Below are 19,742 nucleotides of genomic sequence, written 5' to 3' on the forward strand. Positions count from 1 at the left end.
GAAAACATCAAGATCAAGATCATCAATCAAATTCCGAACACCTAATCATAGATCATACGCAAGATCCAAGCCTATTCTGGTTATTTTACCCCATTCATCGGGTTATACTACAAAGTCGGCAGTACGGTCGACTTTGTTTTGTAATTAAAAACACAGCAGGAGAGGAGTATTCAATATAACATACACTAAAAATCTCAAAAATTAATTCAAGGAATGTTCTTTAATATAGGCTTTGGGACTCATGCCTACTTTCTTTTTAAAAACCCGGGTAAAATATTGTGGATATTCAAACCCTAATTTATACGCAGTTTTACAAATGAATATCAGAAAAATGAATTTTTTTCAATTTTTTCTCTAAGTTTTCTAAATTGAAAAGAACATTTGTTGACTCTAAGCTCTTTATTTGAAGTTCATCCAATTTCTCAGTTATCTGCTTATGTTTTGATTCAGTGATACTAATAGCTCTCTTTTCTAATATTTGTTTAATAGCATTTTTATATTCAATGTTAATTGAATTATATAGCTCAAATATTTCTTTTAACTCTTTTACGAAATACTTTAGGTTATCCAAATCGTTATTAAATTTAATAAGTTTTTTGTTGTTTTTTAAATCTTCAAAATAATTTGTACCATTTAAAGAATTGGCCTTAATCTTTAGATAATCATCGAATTTTGTAATTAAATCATCGTTTATAGTTTTTAAATTTTTCAAATTCTTTGGAGTACTATAATCGAACCCCGCAATTTTAGCTGTTTTCAACAAATATTCATTATAATTTAAATATTCTACATCAACTCTGGCTTGGACTTCATTAATTTTGAATTGATATTTCTGATTTGCTTTGTCTAATTCCCCATAAAAAATAAGATACTTAGTTATATTTTTTTCAAAATTTTGTAGAAGTTTTAAATTTTTAGTGTCATCTTTGAATATTATATTTCTAATAAAACCAATTACTTCTGTAGTTATCTTAATAGCACTGTCAAATGAAGGTATAGCTTGTAACAAAGGTGTATTGGTAATACTTTCAACAGTATTAAGAACTTTTTCTGTTTTGGAATCACCTAAACTCAAATTATCTACAACATCTGTCTTTAATTGTTCGGAAAGAATAGTAGAAAATTTTTTTCCTGTTATATTACTCTCTGGATTATATAATTCTTTTATATAATTTTCTAAGTCATGTTGAATTAATTTATCTTTAATGTTATAAATATTATCATTAACCTCTTCAAAAATATCAGAAACTTCTAGTAAATTTTGTTTTAAGGAAGAATGCTTTTCAGAATTTATCATTTTAAAATCTTTTGTTTCTTCTTCAACATATTTGTTAGTTGTATTTAGAGTAACTAACATTTTTTCTAATGAACTATTAATTTCATTTTGTTTAGAATTAAGACAATTTAAATGTTTCATTAATAATTTAAGAGAATCATTTTTAGTTATTGCTCTTTCTAGTTCATTATTAAAAATGTTGAAATCACAATTTTGACTTTGAATAGAATGACTAAATAAGAATAGTATGAGAAAGGTTCCAAGAGAAGTTTTCATAGAAAAATTGTTTAGGTTTAAGAGTCTTAAATTTAGTTAAAAAAAACTGATTTGATATAATTAATGTTTGCCTAGGTGCGTATAGTCGAAAACATCAAGATCAAGATCATCAATCAAATTCCGAACACCTAATCATAGATCATACTCAAGATCCAAGCCTATTCTGGTTATTTTACCCCATTCATCGGATTATACTACAAAGTCGGCAGTACGGTCGACTTTGTTTTGTAATTAAAAACACAGCAGGAGAGGAGTATTCAATATAACATACACTAAAATTCTCAAAAATTAATTCAAGGAATGTTCTTTAATATAGGCTTTGGGACTCATGCCTACTTTCTTTTTAAAAACCCGGGTGAAATATTGTGGATATTCAAACCCTAATTTATACGCAGTTTCAGAGATGGATGCATTAGGGTTTAATAGCATACTCTTGGCCTCTTCGACAATAAATAAATTGATTTGATCAATGGCTGTTTTGCCAGTTTCTGCCTTGATCGTATCACTCATATAGCGATGACTTACCTGCAATTGAGCAGCCATCCAATCTACTGTTGGAATTCCTTCTTTAGCAAATAAATTTTGTTCGAAATATGCATTGAGAACATCCTTGAATCGGGTAATCAAAATCTTATTATCATCTGTTCTATTGATAAATTGTCTTTTGTAGAACCTATCTGCATATTTCAATAAGGTATCTAATTGAGAAATGATAATTTCTTTGCTAAACTCATCTTGATTGTTGTGATATTCTACTTTTATATTTTCGAAAATACTTTTTATAATCTGTTCTTCTTTTGGTGATAAGTGCAATGCTTCATTCACATTATAATTAAAGAAATTGTACTTTTTAATTTTGTTATATATATCTGAGGAACGAATGTAATCTTTATGAAGTGCTATGTGATAGCTTTCTGAGCTAAACACCATTTCTTTGAATGATAATGTCTGATTGGGGGCTGTGAATAGGAGAGTTCCGTTGGTACAATCATATTTGGTACGCCCGTATATCAGTTCTCCAGCGATAATGTTCTTAAAACTGATCGTATAAAACTGGCAATTCAATACTATAGGTCCATCAAAGGTATAGGTCTCACAACTAGCCTGTTCATCTTCCTCTAATTCGTTATGGACTACACTAAACAAAGGGTTTTCTGGCTTTCCTAAGTTAAAGTGATCATGAAATTCGGATATATTGCTAAACGTAAAATTGGATGTTTTCATTAGTCAAATGCATTATTGAACCCTTTATTTATTACATGGCTTTCCACCATTGATTTGAAGTTGAATCTTCCTGATCAATATATGTTAATTTTCCGATTTCAGGAATAAGAACATCTATATTTAGTTCTTCGGCCTTTTTCAGCACTCGTTGTACCGGGTCTGTCCAGCTGTGTTGTGCTAATTTAAAAGCTCCCCAATGAATAGGCATAATCTTTTTAGCTTTTACATCTACTCCAGCCTGTGCTGTTTCTTCCGGAAACATATGAACACTAGGCCATAGTGTATTGTATTGCCCACATTCCATAAAGGCAATATCAAATGGTCCGTATGTATCTCCAATAGTTTTAAAATGCGATGCATATCCGCTATCTCCGCTAAAAAATATCTTTTCCGTTGGCGATTGTATGATCCAGGAACACCAAAGTGTCGTATCTCTATCAGATACACCACGACCAGAAAAATGTTGTGCAGGAGTGCTGATAAAAGTCAGCTCATTGAATGAAGCCTTTTGTCCCCAATCTAATTCCACGATTTTTTCCTTTGGAACTCCCCATGCTATCAGATGTTTTCCAATCCCTAAAGGGGTAAAAAAACGGCGGACCTTATCTTTTAATTGAATAATAGATTCATAATCCAGATGATCGTAGTGATCATGAGAGATCAAAACTGCATCAATCTGAGGGATTTGTGCTATTTCGATTGGTAAGCTATCGCTAAAACGTTTACCTCCTAACCAGGGATGTGGAGCTGGCACCTCACTCAACATCGGGTCGATAAGGATATTTTGACCCTGTGTCTGCATTAAAAAAGCAGAATGTCCAAACCACATAAAACGAGTTTTTTCATGTGCATATGCCGCTATATTTATAGAATCCACCTTTTGTACCATAAGATCAGAGGCTGGGCGTGATTCCGGAATGCTTTTAAACATTCCTCCAATTGCTTTCAGCATATCTTTTCCGCTCATATCCATTTTGACACCACCTAAATTACTGAATTTTCCATCTTTATAATTTTCTGATTTTGCATATTCTTTTTGCTGTTCTTTTGTCGCTTTTCCACCAAACTGTGGACTCATCGTTACAAATAACAGCCCTACAATGGTCATAACACCCATTACAATTCCTATGGTTATTAACATCTTTTTTATAATTTTTACAATTCTTTTCATTAATTATTACAAATCATTTTCAAAGCCTTTATAAGCTCAATATAGCAAAGACTAATATTGAGGAGAAACCCATTTACCCAAAAGTACCTATCGTCAGAAGAGAATTTCTATTAACCAGTTCCCTGGATTCCCGTTTCTCAAAAAAGCCGTTCATTACTATGTGTATAAGTTTTATACTTTGATTACAAAATTACAGCAATCATCTCCTCACAAACGTATACATTTTCGTAAGAAACGTATACATTTTGGAGGTATGTTTTTATGTGTCAGAGAGCTTACAGTTTTGAAACTACTCTTGCGGGTAGCATAAAAACATTGAGATACCCTTAGTTTTGACAGTAGAAAACAAATATTAATAAATGGAAAAATTGGTATACTACTTCTTTTTACATGCTAAATCATCCTCATGAAAAATATACTTTTTATACTATCGATGTTGCTGTTTCTTCACGTATCAGCACAAGAACCTCTAGAAGCTACTCAGTGGCAGGAAGACCTTCGTTTTTTGCAAAACACCATCCATAAGGACTATCCCTTTCTTTTTGTAAAAACTACCAAAGAAGATTTTGATGCAGCAGTAACCACCTTATACAATGACATTCCGAATTTACAAACACACGAAATTATTGTGGGAATGTCCCGAATCATATCTTTATTCAAATACGGACATACCTATGTTAGTTTTCATCAAAAACCATATGAATTTTCACAACTCCCGTTTAATTTATATGCATTTAACGATGGAATTTATATTCAGGGAGCACATAAGAACTACTCCAAAGCAGTTGGTGCCAAAGTCATTGCAATAGAAGGGAAGCCAATCGCAGCAGTTCTAAAAGCAATTGAACCGACTGTAGAAGTAGAGAATTCGCAGTACTTTAAAGCTTATGGAATTAATAATATGCGTTATCCTGAAATCTTACATGCTCAAAAAATTACCAAAACCCTACAAAATACGATTACATTCACGTTAGAAAAAAATGGGAAGGAATTCACACAATCTTTTACCACATTGCCCAAAGGAGAGCGGGTACCTACCCACCGGGGTTATGTGCATCAAAAAGGCGATTGGTTAGATTCCAGGGATCAATCTACCACACCTTTATACCTGCAACAGCTGGATAAGGTCTATTTCTCTGAATATTTAACCAAAGAAAAGGCGATGTATGTTCGACATAGCCGAATTAAAGATGAAGCCGAAGAGAGTACCAAGGATTTTTATACCCGCGTTCTTAATGAAGTAGCAACAAAGGGGGCAGAGAAATTAATCATTGATCTGCGTTTAAACGGGGGAGGAAACAACTATTTGAACAAAGAGGTTATAAAAACACTTATTAAAGCTGAAAAAATCAATACAATAGGAAAGTTATTTGTTATTATTGGAAAACGAACCTTTTCTGCCTGTCAGAATCTAGTTAATGAAATTGACAATTATACCAATGTTATTTTCGTAGGAGAACCCACAGCAGAGAACATCAATTTCTGGGGAGATAATCGTCCTGTATCATTGCCTAACAGTGGGATTAATGTCTCCTTATCATATTTGTGGTGGCAGGATAAACCAGCATTAGAAAATGCTCCCTGGATAGCCCCTAGTATTCCGGTGACCATGAGTTTTGAGGAGTATGCCCATAATCAGGATCCTGTGCTGGAAGCCGCATTACGATTTGAGGTAACAGATTTTAAACCGAAGCCGATGGACTATGTTATCCATTTATACTTATCCGGACAAACACAAAAACTAGCAGAAGAACTTCCTAAAATGATCCAGGACCCACTTTATGCATTTTTTGATTTTGAAAACGGATTACTCAAGGTAGGAAACATTTTGCTGCAGAGTGGCCGTGCTCCACAAATTCAGGCATCTATTCAAGTATTTTCTATGGTGTTAGGGTTGTTTCCAGATTCTGCAAGTGCACATACTTATCTAGGACGCTCCTATATAGCCTTGGGACAACCCGAAAAAGCAGCAGCAGTACTTCATAAAGCAATTTCTCTAGATACTGATGGAGAAATAAGGAAGGTGGCTACAACTCTTTTATCCGAACTCTCCAATGACTAACATAGCATTTTGATGTTTTTATAATTAGGTTGGAATGTTTCCCCAGGCATTCCAACATTAAAAACGGGAATCGTTTAGATACTGTTAGTTTTAGCGTATACTGTTGAATGATATCAGGTTGCTTTGATTAGAAGCAGCCTGTTTTGTGTTATAGTTTATTCTCTTATTTAGAATTTCGAATCAGAAGTAAAGTACTTCGATTCATGGAATTATTTTGTATAATTTTTATTCAATTGTGGAATCCCACAAGGTATTAGTTCTACGATCTATTATTTTCGGGTAACAATTTGATTATAAACAAATAAAAATAAATGTAAAATGACAATCATAGCCATTAAACCGGGACCAAAGCCTAAAAAGAAAGATGGTACCTTGGATAAAAGAAGAAGAGATAATAAAAATACACCAGGTAATAAACCTTCATTAAAACCAAGCAAATCAACTAAAAATTAAACTCTAAATCACAAAAAATCACGTAGTATACATATGGATTGAAGAACTTTTCAATCCATATGTATTTATTGTTACACCTAGACCTATTTGATACTACTGATTTTTAGAACTTATTTTATGTATGATCGTGGTAAATCCATTTTGACTAAAAGTTAAGCCACTACTATTATCTTCAATTTTGGTTAATGTAGCTCCAACTGCCGTATCATAAAGCGTATTTTTGTCTTTTTGCATCAATTCACTTTTTATTCCCTGAGCTTCAACAATCAAAAATAGTTTATTCTTTTCTCGCTTAATTTCAAATGTTAAGTTAGCCTCTTTTAATACGTATTTCCCTGGTATTTCTTTGAAGTCTGCAATGTTTATTGCCTTAAAATCTTCAATGTTTTCATTATTTAAATAAGCAAACAAGTCGTTTTTTAATGATTTCTCAAAAGGTATTCTATGAGAGTTTGTAAATAATAGAAATAGATTATTAGTTTCAGGGATATAGGCATTTCTAAAAGCATATCCAACATTGTTTCCTCCATGACTAACATAGGGGATCCCTTTATACTCAGACTTAAATAAACCTAACCCATATATTTCATTTCCAGATTCCATCATAAGGGTAACCGTTTCTTTTTTGAGTAGTTTTTCAGTTTCAAAAAGAGCGTTGTAAAAAACGGCCATATCAGATAAGGTAGAAGCAATACTTCCTGCCGAATAAGCTATATTCGCATAAAATTTATAATCCAAATATTCTGTAACGTCTTTTTCTTTGTGATATGGCGGAGCCAGATTTGGTAAATTCTTATGTACATAAGGATAAGAATGTTTCATCTGTAAAGGTTCAATAATACGTTCTCTAACTAAATCAAAATAACTTTTATCCGTTATTTTTTCCAGAATTCTTCCGAGTAAAAAATAGTTGGTATTACAATAATCAAACTTACCTACCATATCAGGAGTATTCTTTTTAACCAGGTTTAACAGGTTTTCGTTATAGAGGGAATCTTTTTTTGCATAAAAAATAGTATAGATGTTTTTGCCAATAACTTCATCTAACCCGCTTTCATGCGTTAATAATTGTTTAATTGTCAAAGAAGCATCTACGTTCTGTATTGGTTTTACATATTTTCCAATAGTATCGGTTAATGTTAGATTTCCTTTTTCGACTTCCTGTAATAAAAGAACAGCCGTAAAAGTTTTAGTAGCACTTCCAATATTAAAAACATTGTTTTCGTGTAGATCAAAATTACCTAGACTGATCGTTTTTATTTCCTCATTCTTTTTAACAAGGACAGCAATCCCTTTGTTTTGTTCTTTTAATAAAGCATTAAATTTTTGCTTAATACGATTTAGTGTACTGTCTTGTGCAAATGATAGACTCTGTATTAATAATAGTAGCGTAATTATAGTGTATTTTCCTATTTTCATGATGAGATTGTTTTTAAATGACCTTCCAAAACTCTCTCAATAAATAAGTATTACAAAATAAGAATGACAAACAACCAGAATAAAGTGATAACTGTAAAAAGGTCGTATTATCATTAAAAAAAGCATGTTGAACCCCAACTGAAGCATCCTTATCCGTAAAATCGAAAAATAGGTTTCTTTGGTAGAAAGTAAAAGTTGGACATAATCTTAAAAATTATGAGTGCGCTGTAAGAGTTTATGCAGTATTATTTTATCTATAAAAGACAAAAACTCTATTTCTGTTTATGTTCTAATGATAATGGAAATACTGCGGAAAACTTTACCATAATCAAGATATTAATAAGCGATTATTACAAGCGTTAAATTATAAAAACGTCAGAATCCAATAATAATCTAACCCCCACAACCAGCAATAATACTGCGAATGCTTTTTTTAATGTTGCTGCGGGTAATGTATGGGCTAGTTTTGCTCCGATACGAGCGGTAAAAAAGCTAGCCAAACTCACACAAATAAATGCATAAATGTGCACAAAACCCAATACCCCATTAGGTAATGCTTCTTTTACATCGGCATCAACAAATTGCCCAAAAAAAAGAAATCCAACAGCCCCAGCAACAGCAATAGGTAAGCCACAGGCAGCCGATGTACCCACTGCATTCTGAATTTTTAAACCGTAATAACTCAAAAACGGAACAGTTAATGTCCCTCCACCAATACCAAAAATAGCAGAAACAAGACCGATAAAACCTCCTAAACCAGTTTGCCCAATAGGCGATGGAAGTTTGCTAAAATCATTTTCTTCTAAGGCTTTATTTTTCATAAACAACATTTTTATTCCTACCAAAAACGCACCTACTCCAATTATTGCCTGAAGTGATTTACCATTAATAATAGATGCAACACCTGCACCGATCAATGAACCAATTACTAATCCCGGCGCCATACGCTTCCATACACTCCAATTTACTGCACCTTCACTATTGTGCGCCCGAAGTGAACTAATAGAGGTAACAATAATAGTAGCAAGAGATGTCCCAATACCAACATGTGTAAGTGCAGCTTCTGGGATGCCTTGTGCTGCAAAAATGTAAATTAATGCGGATACAATTATCATTCCGCCACCGATACCAAACAAGCCTGCAAGTATGCCAGCAAATGCACCTGCAGCGAGATAGTAAAGAATAAATATATTCATAAATAAATTAAATTTTTTAATAGGTTCATTTGTATGAATGCAGATCTCCTATGATTTTATTTCATCAAATCTACGTTTAATGAAGTAAAATCATCAAACTAAATATCAAAAATAGAAACCATTTTCTAATTAATATATCAAGGGGGCTAAATTCCAAATTCTTTGCGTATAATTTCTGCTCCTGCACTTAGGGCACTTAACTTATCTCTTGCTACGTTTCGAGATAAAGGAGCCATCCCACAGTTTGTACAAGGGTAAAGATTTTCGATATCAACAAATTCAAGAGCTTTACGTAGCGTATCAGCTACTTCTTCTGGTGTTTCAATAGTATTGGTAGCCACATCAATTGCTCCGACCATTACTTTTTTACCACGAACAAGTTCAATTAAATTAAACGGTACACGTGAGCCATGACATTCTAATGACACCATATCAATAGTAGAATTTTGAATTCTAGGAAGAATTTCTTCGTATTGACGCCACTCTGATCCCAATGTTTTTTTCCAATCATTATTGGCTTTTATTCCATAACCGTAACAAATATGTACCCCAGTTTCACACTCTACCCCTTCGATGGCTCTTTCTAGGGTTGCCATTCCCCAATCGTTTACTTCTTCAAAGAAAACATTAAATGCGGGTTCATCAAACTGGATAATATCTACTCCTGCCTCTTGCAATTCCCTTGCTTCTTCATTGAGTACTTTCGCAAATTCCCATGCTAATTTTTCTCGACTTTTGTAATGGTTATCATACAGTGTATCTACCATTGTCATCGGTCCGGGTAATGCCCATTTTATAGGCTTATCAGTTTGTGTACGTAAAAATTTAGCATCATCAACAAAAACTGCTTTTTGACGTGCAATCTCATCTATCACAACAGGAACACTCGCATCATAACGGTCACGAATTTTTACAATTTTACGGTTTTCAAAATCTACACCACTCAAATGCTCAATAAAAGTCGTTACAAAATGTTGACGTGTTTGCTCACCATCACTAATTATATCAACTCCTGCCAATTGTTGTTCATGTAAAGAAATTCGTAATGCATCTTGTTTCCCTTCAAGTAACTGATCACCTTCCAATTTCCAAGGTGACCAAAGTTTTTCGGGGGGGGCAAGCCAAGCAGGCTTGGGTAAACTCCCAACAGTAGAGGTTGGTAATAATTTCTTCATTGTAAAATATTTTAATAGGTTGTGTTAATTAAATAGTGAGATTAGAAGACCACCGCTCCAGGATACTTTTGTAGGGCTTAATAAAATGTTTTTCGGCAAATTTACCTTGCTCAATTGCTAATTGAGTACGTTCTTCCCGATCGTATACAATTTTTGTTAAAGAATGATCTTGATTTTTCAAACTAGGTTTATAGCAATGACCTGCGACAGCATTTGCATTATAAATTTCAGGCCTATAAATCTTTTGGAACGTTTCCATTGTACTAATGGTACTTATTAGTTCCAGATTTGTATAATCAGCTAGTAAGTCGCCAAAGAAATAAAACGCCAGAGGAGCAACACTATTAGGTGGCATAAAATAACGAACCTGCAAGCCCATTTTTTTGAAGTATTGTTCTGTTAAAGAAGATTTGTTGGGTTCGTATTCAAAACCTACTATTGGGTGGTGGTTTCCTGTTCGGTGATACGTTTTATTGTCTGATACACTCAGGCATATGACAGGTAGTTTGACAAAGTGTTTTTTGTAATTTTCTGAATTTATAAAACACTTAAATATATTACCGTGCAATGCTCCAAAATTATCAGGGGTACTAAAACTATCTGTATACTTGTTATGTTCTAAAAGTAACACGCTAAAATCATAATCGCGGACATATGAAGAAAAGTTATTCCCCACAATGCCTTCAATGCATTTGCTTGTTTTATGATCGATAATATGTGTTTTTAAAATCTCAATCGCTGGGAATGTCTTACCATTGCCATTAATATCTAAGTCGACAGAAACAATTTCTAATTCAACCGAGTAGCGATCTTTATCAGGGTTGTCCCAGTTCGCCAGGGTATTAAAACGATTGTTAATCATATTAATCGTGTTGTGTAAGTTTTCTTGACGATTTGCTCCTCTTGCCAGGTTCGCAAAGTTGGTGGTTGTACGAGTGCTGTTGGACGGAATATAGTTTTCATCAAAACAAATACTCTTTAGTGTGAACCTAATATCATTCTTCATTGTATTCTCGATAGTTTCAATAGCTTCCTGTATGATCGATTTCATCTTATTCATATAGTTTTTATACCCTGCAAATATCAAAATAAAAGATTATTTAATTACAATTGGATTATAAATAGGATAAAATATCTTTATATTGGAAACTATTAGATAAAATATCTTTTCTTTGTAGAGATTTAATTCATCAAAAGAAAATTTATCTATGTCCGATTTAGACCAAACTGATTTGAAATTATTAAAGTTGCTTCAACAAAGCGGGAAATTAACCACAAAAGAAATTGCACAACAGGTTAATCTATCGCCAACTCCTGTTTATGAAAGAATCAGGCGTTTGGAAAAGGAAGGCATCATCAAAAAATACGTCGCATTGGTTGAAGCCGAAAAAGTAGGGAAGGGGCTTATCGTTTTCTGTGATATTACGTTAAAAGAGCATACTAAAGAAATAGGTCATCAATTTGTACAGGATATTATGTCTTCTGAGTATGTCTGTGAGTGTTATAATATTTCGGGGGATTATGATTTTAGGTTAAAGGTGATGGTAAGGGATATGAAACATTATCAAGATTTTGTTCTCAATAGTTTAGGTTCAATTAAAAATATTGGGAGTGCTCATAGTACATTTGTTATGGGAGTTATAAAACATGACTATGCTGTACCGATATAAATTGTAATATCTGGCTAGGGAATATTCAATGTATATTTCTAAGTAGAAGCGCTGTTTTATATAATGCACCTTTGTTATGTGATTTTACTTTGGTGAAAAGCGAAGTTTTCTTGTACTACAATTTCTTTAAAAGTTTTCTAACGAAAAGTTTCTTAAAAAAAAGCTAATGAAACACTTATTACCCGTTCGATGATAGGGGAGTAGGGGAAACCAACCTTTAGGAGGTTCACGATTTCCAATAAACAATAGAAAACAATGAGTAATGTGTGTGGAATGGGGATATTTTTCTTAATTTTTATGTAGAAGTGAGGGGTTTCCGTAATCTTATTTATGTAATAATATCTATATTTCAGAAGTTGAATTTTTAACCAAAAAACCACCAAGTTTTGATACAAGAAGAAATTATTACGTCATATACTCTAGAATCCCGTGAAACTTTAAAGTCCTTTGAAAGCGAATGGTCATTAACTAGGGTTAAAAAAATGACTTTGGAAGAATATGTTTCTGTGGATAATCGAACTACATTTTGTTATTGGGTAGAAACAAAAACAAGACACATCGGAAGTATTAAAGGTTCAACTTCAATTAAGTTTGGGATATATAAGCCAAATAAAAATAGAGATATTAATGAAATCGAAAGATTTACTCATGATGAAGAATATGTCTGGTCTAAGCGTTATGGTAATTCACGTGAAGAAGTTTTTCGGAAGATAAAATCAAATATAATTGCTATCATTGAAAATACTCAAAGTGGTAATTTCAGAGCTATTGATACTATTGATATTAGTCATATGTTCAAATGGAAAATAGCTTTTTTATATTCTAAAGAAAACCTTTTACCTATTTATAAAAAAGATGTTGTTATATATGAATGTCTTAGAGTAGGCATTAACACAAAAAATAAGCCTTTCTCATATTTAATTGATTCTCTTTATACTAAAAAACCTAAAGGACAATCTGTTTTTGATTATATGGGTGAAGTTTTTTCAAGAGTAAGATATAAACCTAATTATTATTTATTAGAATCTAATTATGAGCAATTTAATGGTAATTATAAAGATGTTTTACCATTAATGTTGTCAGGAAATGTTATTTCTGTTGGATTTGAACATGATTTAAATTTGGAAGAATATATTGGAGATGAAGAAAGTTTAAAACTGGAATTAGAAAGTAGAAATGTAAAACAATCTAGTAAAAATGAATTGTTAAAATTTATAAAAATTAGACCAGGTGACATCATAGGGTTAAAAAAAAGAACTAACGATAATAAAGTTATAGTTAATGCCTACGCTTTAGTATTAGGATATGATGATGAAGTTATTTATTCTACTGATAAAGAATTAGTGCATTGTTTGAAAGTTGATTTTTTTGAGTCGGATGTTAACAAAAAAATTAATGTAAATAGGGCACATACCATGCATGAAATAGAAAAAGAAATAGAGATAGAAACTATTTTTGGGTCATATGGGGAAACAGAAGTTCGAAATATTACAACAAATAGTTTAGGGGTAGATTACAAAAAAGAAAGAAAATATGAAGTAACTACACAAGCAAGAACATATATTGTAAACTCTATTCATGATAAACTTCAAAATCAATGTTCAAGTTATTTAAAAGAAAAGCTAGGAAATAGTGGCGTTGTTAAGCTTGAAAAAGATTTCATTGATATTAAAGTAAATCTAACAAACGGAAAAATTCAATTATATGAAGTTAAGCCATATCAAAATCCTTCATATTGTATCAGAGAAGCCTTAGGGCAATTGTTATATTATGCATCTAGAACTACTGAACAAATAGATTTGATAGCCATAGTTGGTCCTAATATATTAGATACCAGAGCTCAATCTTATTTTGATTATGTAAAGAGGAATGTTAATTTTCCTTTTGAATATATAAGTGCAAACAAGGAATTTGGTTAGTGAGGAGTTAATTAGACTCCTTAGTAGGAACTAATAACTCTCTAATATCCACATCCAAAATCTCAGCAATAGGCTTTAAATCTTTTAAATGCGGTTGTGATTTATTATTACACATAGAAGTTTTTACATAATTGCTGACGATATAGAACACCTGACGGTGTCGTTACTATATCTGCAACTATGTAAAATACTACGTATGCGCCAATTTGTTATAATAAATATATTTGTACTATAATGTACTTGCGTTATGTCACTTTGCTTTGGGAAAAGCAAAGTTTATTTCCTCTACATTTTCTTTAAAAGTTTTCTAACGAAATGTTCCTTTTAAAAAAGGTAATGAAACACTTATTACCCGAAACGACGATAGGAGAGTAGGGGAATGTGTGTGGAATGGGAATATTTCCCTCAATTTTATTTAAAAATGAGGGTTTCCCGTAAATAATTACCTAGCAAATTTACTATTTTTAACGATTTACCAATAATTCATTGTTATACAGAAATTAGCTTTATGTCTTTAACCAAAAAACTTAAGACAATTACTCCAAGGGAAAATAGCGGTTCAGTTTCTTCAAACAGATTTGACTTTCAAAAAAACTGGGCCATTTGTAAGTTAATAGAACTTTCTGAAAAAGAGGATTTTTTGCTAGCCTTTGAATTTTATGAAGATATTATTGTATTTGATTCTTCTAAAGATCCGAATACTATAGATTTTTTTCAAGTAAAGACTAAAGGTAAAGGTAGACACTCAATATCATCATTACTAACAAAAAAAAATGGGAGTTCAATTTTAGGTAAACTTTTTAATAATAAATTGAATTTCAATGATGAAACAAATTCCTTGAATATTATTTCGAATTGTGATTATAAATTAGCTTTAAAAGACGGAGTTGACTTTGGAATTAAAATTTGTTGTAGCGAATTAGATAACATCGAAACAAAAAAAATAGCAGAAAAACTGAGTAACGAACTTTCTATAAGTTGGTTGAAGGAATACCTCGAAATATTATTTCTTGAAAAAAGTGATTTGACTTTAGAACATCATTCTGATTTAACACAACAAAAACTGAATAAATTTATTGAAAGCAAACACGCCGATATAAAATTTAATCCTTCATTAGCATACAATACGATATTTGATGAAGTTAAAAGGAAAAATAACATTGAAAGAAAATTATCATCTTTTGAAGAAATAGTTCAATATAAATCTTTCTCTAAAACAGATTTTGAAGAGATTATTGCAATTGTTGCTAGTGAACCAAATAGGTTTAAAAAGTTAAAATCCGAAATTCTTAATCGATTAGATAGTGAAAATGCTCCAATGAATTTTAGAAGATTTTTTCAAAAAAATTGGGCAAATATTGAGGTTGAATACTTAAAACCAAATAATCTTCTATTTAGAAAAATTGTTAATGTAATAAACAAAGTTATTGATGAAAACGAGGATCTATTAAACGATAATTTGTCTAATTCTATGGAAAGTATTTACGACGAGGTTATGGAAAATAAATTTATTAAAGAGCAATTCGTATTTGATGAAAAACATATTAAACTGATGATTTTAAAAGATATATGTGATGCAGAATAATTTCAAAAAGTTAGTAAGGAATTTAAGAACTAAAAAATATGAAAAGATTAGTCCTAGAAGAATTGATGATTCTTTCGTTGAGAGAAAAGAGAGCGAAGAAAATAAAATTCGATCCTCAGAAAACAATAATTAAAGGAACTAATCAAGTAGGTAAGTCCTCATTAATAAAAAGTATTTATTATACATTAGGTGCTACACCAGGATTAATGCATCCGAATTGGGTGAAATCTGAGCCTATAAGTTTGTTGAAATTTAATGTTGATGGAGAAAAAGTTTCTGTCTTAAGGTTTGATAAAAAGCGCTTTGTTGTTATTGATAAAAACAAAGAAGTTTTCTCTTTTAATTTCAAAGAAATGTCATCCTATTTAAACGATCTATTAGATTTTAAACTTATAATAAATAATAGACAAGGAAATCCCGAAATACCGCCTCCAGCATATCTATTTTTACCTTTTTATATCGATCAAGACAAAAGTTGGTCAAAAAATTGGGACTCTTTTGCCAACTTATCACAGTTTAGTAATTGGAAAAAACCTCTTATTAATTATCATTCGGGAATAAAAGGAAACTCCTATTATGTAACTAAATCTGACTTAGATAAGACCAGACAAGAATTAGATGATACATCGAATGAAATTAATACTTTAAATAAAATACTTAAAAGTATTAATAAGAAATTAAGTGAAGTAAATCTGAACATTACAATTGAAGATTTTAATGAAGAAATTCAAGAGTTGTTAGCTGATTGTGAGACTTTAAAAAATGATCAGAATAAGATCAAACAACAACTTACTGAACTTTATAATCAAAAAATTTCACTTGGTTCGAAATTAAATATAGTAGAAAAGTCAATAAAAGAAGCCGAAAGGGATTATAATTATGCACTTAACAACTTAGAGGATGAAGTAGACTGTCCTACTTGTGGAGCTCATTATGAAAACAACTTTGCAGAAAGGTTTTCTATCGCGGAAGATCAAGAAAATTTAGAAGAGTTATATGATGAATTAAGAACTGAGTACTTAAAAATAAAGCATAAAATAGATTTGTATAATCAGGAGTTTACAGTAAAAAAATCTGATTATGAAAAAATACAAGAGGTATTAAGTAAGAAGCAGTCAAATGTTAAATTAGTTGATTTAATCGAAAATGAAGGAAAAAAGAGAGTTAAGGAAATTTTTAAAGAAGAGCAAACTCTTATATATTCACAAATAGGCAAAGCAGAGAAAGAAAGAAAAAGACTCGAAGATAAACTTAAAGATATTGATAAAAAAGGTAAGGAAAGGAAGGATAATATTATGACAATGTATCGCTCCAATCTCAAAAGGAATCTAAATCAATTAAATATTAATACAGAGAAATTTTCGGAGCAAGCATTTCAAAGAATGGATTCCACAATTAAAGAAACAGGAAGTGCCCTACCAAGAGCTTTATTAGCATATTATTTCACTTTTTTTAAAATAATGAATAAGTATTCGACATCAACTTTTTGTCCAATAATTATTGATTCTCCCAATCAACAAGAACAGGATAAGGAAAATTTAGAAGCAATTTTAAATTTCATTGAAAAGAACAAACCCGAAAATTCTCAACTAGTTTTAGGTTTGGTGGATGATGATGAATATACATTTGACTTGAATGAAAAAGATTCACTTCTAAAAAAGAATGATTATGATAAAGTATATAAAGAAATAAGACCTTTATTAGAAAAAGGAATATTCGATGATGATTTTCTACTTTTTTGAACACCAAAAATTAACAATTATATGATTGGAAGAGGGGATATTTTAGAAGCTAGTAATAGAAACATAAATGCTGGATTACATTATATTATTTTTTATTCAGGAAAGGATACTACACATTTTATAGGAGTTATGATAACAACTTCAAATAATTATGAAGAAAACATTCCTATGAATACTGAGCATTTTGAAGAAAAGGATCTAGATAATAGAAATTACAAAATAACTTATAAAAACTCTAAACTAGTATCTAATAAATTATTAAAATTAGAAGCTTGGGGTTCATTTAGAATAGTTGGAAAATTGACAGAGGAAGGTGTGAATTTTGTTGAGAAAAATGTTGAAAATTTGGAAAATTGACAGAGGAAAGTGTGAATTTTGTTGAGAAAAATGTTGAAAATACGGAACCAATGATTTGGGAAGATTATTTGGAAATGATGAATAAAGGTTAAATATTATGTAAAATAGAACCTAAAGATTAAAAAACGGCCTCAGAAAACTTTGGAGAAAACAATAGGTACGAGTTTATAAAATAGTACTATTGATTAAACAGAAAGCATAAATCTCCAACGCGCCAGCTCGCTCACAAAATCAAAAGTCTACTAGACTTTCAATTTTATGCCGTCTAAAATATAGCGACTGCGCTCCAACGCCACAGGCTCGCTACTCACTAAAAATGTCTTCTGAGACATTTTTTTAACGTTCGTCCGTGTTTCCAAAGTTTTATGCAGCCTTGATTTTTTTGTTTCTTTTTGTATCAAGACAATATGCAATATGTTATTTATAATTACTCCTCATTAATGCGCTCTAAACCTTTATTTCTTATCTCATCGTATGTGTACTCAAAACCATCTCCACTTTTCAAATCATCAATTAAAGCGGTTATATTCCAAGAATCGTTTTATTGATAAGGTATTCTCCATAATGATATTTTGCTTTGTCTAATCGTTCTTTTATTTCTTTGTTAGTCATAGTATTAGATAATTGAATAATACGAATTTACATCGTTATGATTACAATTGAAAAAACGTTAATTTTTTTGTTATGTGATTTGTTTCTTTTCTTTTTTATTAGCACAAAAAGAAATGCAAATCCTTATATCAAATATGCTATTCTCAGCGATTGGGATTTATGGACCAAATTTCTGAGAATAGCATATTTAAAAATTTCTGTGCCTTGGTACAGAATATTCAATTTATAAAACACTTGTTATTTTCTAAAAGTTTAAGTCGATACCTGATAATCGTGTGTTAAAAAATTAAATCATAATAACTTTGCGTTTCGCAAATTAGCTTTTACATAATTGCTGACGATATAGAACACCTGACGGTGTAGCTATATCTGCAACTATGTAAAATACTACGTATGCGCGAATTTGTTACAATAAATATATTTGTTCTATAATTTATATTATGTAAAATAGAATATTTTAAGAACTACCCGATTACTACAATTGTGACTAAAAATAATATCCCATAAAAAAGCATCCTATACGTACAGGATGCTTTTCTTTTGTTCCATCTAACTTTTATGTCTTATAATTTTTAAATCCTTATATCATCATCAATACAACTTATTTACTATTGTCCTGATATTAGCAATGATAAATAGATTACTTTCTTATTTTAATACAATCCTAATTTTTTTTGTAGCGGCTTTAAATGATTTATCACCTCATTTCTCGTGGTTGCATCTAATTCTTTGCTTTTTTTATCCATGGCCTGTATCATTAGACTGGAACGCATTTTCATTTCGCATACTTCCATTTCACCAGTGTCTACATAACACTGTGCACATGCGAGCATTTCTTTTTTTAATTTTTTAATCATTTCAGTAAGTGCTGTGTCTTCTGATTCAAAATCCACTTCTTTATAGGTCGCTATTTCATGGCTTATATGCATTCTATCACAGTGTAATCGCGCATTTTTTCTAAACTTTTCTTCTTCTGATGGTACTAATGTCAATAAAGAAAGACTTCGCGTTACTGCTACTTCACGTAATTTGACAAATGATTTTTTACTTAATTCTATAGTGACTATTCCTCCCTGTAGCTTTTTAGGATTCGGATAGCCTAAAAATTCCAGCAAAGGCATGATGTTTCGTTGTTCTTTATCAATCACCAAACTAAAGTCTTCTTTCTTATAACCATTATCCATCGTTAAGGAAACTTTTTGAGTTGTTCCCCCGGCAGTTGTAATCGCATTGGTAGTGATCTCTTTTCTAAATGTTTTATATATTTTTCTGATCATCACAGTGTCTTTCTTATAATATTGGCCATCGCTGTGTATAATTTCTTTCCTGTTCAGATCAAAAATTGTTTCAGCATTACTGCCGATTAAAGAAAATACATTATCTCCAATAAAAAGATGTAATAATTTTTCTCTGTCTTTTCGTTTTTCTACATAGGTATGTTGATACGTAAAGGTATAAGATCTGGTTTCCTGAGCTATAGTAAGGCTCCCTTTTAATAGTAATAGCATCAGAATAATTAGACTGATATTCCTCATAATGTGTTTTTATTTAAGGTATAAAATAAAAGCTTCTGGTTTTTTATATAAAATCTATTTGTTAAATGTG

The 19,742-nt window shown here is 31.2% G+C and carries 16 protein-coding genes; 7 read left to right on the forward strand and 9 right to left on the reverse strand.

Annotated elements, in window-relative coordinates; genetic code table 11:
- Positions 1-201 precede the first annotated feature (201 nt).
- The 4 genes from HN014_RS22820 to HN014_RS18135 all read right to left on the reverse strand — a co-directional run bounded on the left by HN014_RS22820 (position 202) and on the right by HN014_RS18135 (position 3,947).
- On the reverse strand, positions 202-333 hold the full coding sequence (locus HN014_RS22820; RefSeq protein WP_176031157.1) for an AraC family transcriptional regulator: 132 nt from the start codon (positions 331-333) through the stop codon (positions 202-204).
- Entirely contained in the window at positions 311-1,552 is a 1,242-nt protein-coding gene (locus HN014_RS18125) for a hypothetical protein (RefSeq protein ID WP_176030258.1), read from the reverse strand. The genes HN014_RS22820 and HN014_RS18125 overlap by 23 nt, the downstream gene beginning before the upstream one ends.
- A 288-nt stretch (positions 1,553-1,840) precedes the next feature.
- On the reverse strand, positions 1,841-2,776 hold the full coding sequence (locus tag HN014_RS18130; RefSeq protein ID WP_176030259.1) for an AraC family transcriptional regulator: 936 nt from the start codon (positions 2,774-2,776) through the stop codon (positions 1,841-1,843).
- A 31-nt stretch (positions 2,777-2,807) separates the two neighbouring features.
- Positions 2,808-3,947: an MBL fold metallo-hydrolase gene (locus tag HN014_RS18135; protein ID WP_254884036.1), complete on the reverse strand. Its 1,140-nt coding sequence runs from the start codon at positions 3,945-3,947 to the stop codon at positions 2,808-2,810.
- A gap of 406 nt (positions 3,948-4,353) precedes the next feature.
- Here HN014_RS18135 and HN014_RS18140 point away from each other — a divergent pair, with 406 nt between their 5' ends.
- Positions 4,354-6,009: a tetratricopeptide repeat protein gene (locus tag HN014_RS18140; RefSeq protein ID WP_254884037.1), complete on the forward strand. Its 1,656-nt coding sequence runs from the start codon at positions 4,354-4,356 to the stop codon at positions 6,007-6,009.
- Between the two features lie 318 nt (positions 6,010-6,327).
- Positions 6,328-6,462: a hypothetical protein gene (locus HN014_RS22755; RefSeq protein ID WP_303246384.1), complete on the forward strand. Its 135-nt coding sequence runs from the start codon at positions 6,328-6,330 to the stop codon at positions 6,460-6,462.
- Between the two features lie 93 nt (positions 6,463-6,555).
- Here HN014_RS22755 and HN014_RS18145 read toward each other — a convergent pair whose 3' ends face one another.
- The 4 genes from HN014_RS18145 to HN014_RS18160 form a co-directional block, all read right to left on the reverse strand.
- On the reverse strand, positions 6,556-7,881 hold the full coding sequence (locus tag HN014_RS18145) for a serine hydrolase (RefSeq protein ID WP_176030260.1): 1,326 nt from the start codon (positions 7,879-7,881) through the stop codon (positions 6,556-6,558).
- A 359-nt stretch (positions 7,882-8,240) separates the two neighbouring features.
- Positions 8,241-9,077 (reverse strand): sulfite exporter TauE/SafE family protein, encoded by an 837-nt coding sequence (locus tag HN014_RS18150; RefSeq protein WP_176030261.1) that lies wholly within the window; start codon positions 9,075-9,077, stop codon positions 8,241-8,243.
- A 146-nt stretch (positions 9,078-9,223) separates the two neighbouring features.
- Entirely contained in the window at positions 9,224-10,252 is a 1,029-nt protein-coding gene (locus HN014_RS18155; protein ID WP_176030262.1) for a methionine synthase, read from the reverse strand.
- Between the two features lie 28 nt (positions 10,253-10,280).
- Positions 10,281-11,303 (reverse strand): DUF1852 domain-containing protein, encoded by a 1,023-nt coding sequence (locus HN014_RS18160; protein WP_217704345.1) that lies wholly within the window; start codon positions 11,301-11,303, stop codon positions 10,281-10,283.
- A 157-nt stretch (positions 11,304-11,460) separates the two neighbouring features.
- Here HN014_RS18160 and HN014_RS18165 point away from each other — a divergent pair, with 157 nt between their 5' ends.
- The 5 genes from HN014_RS18165 to HN014_RS18185 all read left to right on the forward strand — a co-directional run bounded on the left by HN014_RS18165 (position 11,461) and on the right by HN014_RS18185 (position 17,525).
- Positions 11,461-11,922, forward strand: coding sequence for an Lrp/AsnC family transcriptional regulator (locus tag HN014_RS18165; RefSeq protein WP_176030263.1), 462 nt, complete (start codon positions 11,461-11,463; stop codon positions 11,920-11,922).
- Positions 11,923-12,308: 386 nt separating this feature from the next.
- Positions 12,309-13,841: a hypothetical protein gene (locus HN014_RS18170; protein WP_176030264.1), complete on the forward strand. Its 1,533-nt coding sequence runs from the start codon at positions 12,309-12,311 to the stop codon at positions 13,839-13,841.
- Between the two features lie 508 nt (positions 13,842-14,349).
- Complete coding sequence (locus HN014_RS18175; RefSeq protein ID WP_176030265.1) at positions 14,350-15,426, forward strand: dsDNA nuclease domain-containing protein; 1,077 nt, start codon at positions 14,350-14,352, stop codon at positions 15,424-15,426.
- Between the two features lie 38 nt (positions 15,427-15,464).
- Positions 15,465-17,168, forward strand: coding sequence for an AAA family ATPase (locus HN014_RS18180; protein ID WP_176030266.1), 1,704 nt, complete (start codon positions 15,465-15,467; stop codon positions 17,166-17,168).
- A 21-nt stretch (positions 17,169-17,189) separates the two neighbouring features.
- Positions 17,190-17,525, forward strand: coding sequence for a hypothetical protein (locus tag HN014_RS18185; RefSeq protein WP_176030267.1), 336 nt, complete (start codon positions 17,190-17,192; stop codon positions 17,523-17,525).
- A gap of 1,265 nt (positions 17,526-18,790) precedes the next feature.
- On the opposite strand, the gene HN014_RS18190 is transcribed toward HN014_RS18185, so the two are convergent.
- Positions 18,791-19,672 (reverse strand): hypothetical protein, encoded by an 882-nt coding sequence (locus HN014_RS18190; RefSeq protein ID WP_176030268.1) that lies wholly within the window; start codon positions 19,670-19,672, stop codon positions 18,791-18,793.
- Positions 19,673-19,742 lie beyond the last annotated feature (70 nt).

Origin of the sequence: Aquimarina sp. TRL1, assembly GCF_013365535.1 — a bacterium.
GTDB lineage: Bacteria > Bacteroidota > Bacteroidia > Flavobacteriales > Flavobacteriaceae > Aquimarina > Aquimarina hainanensis.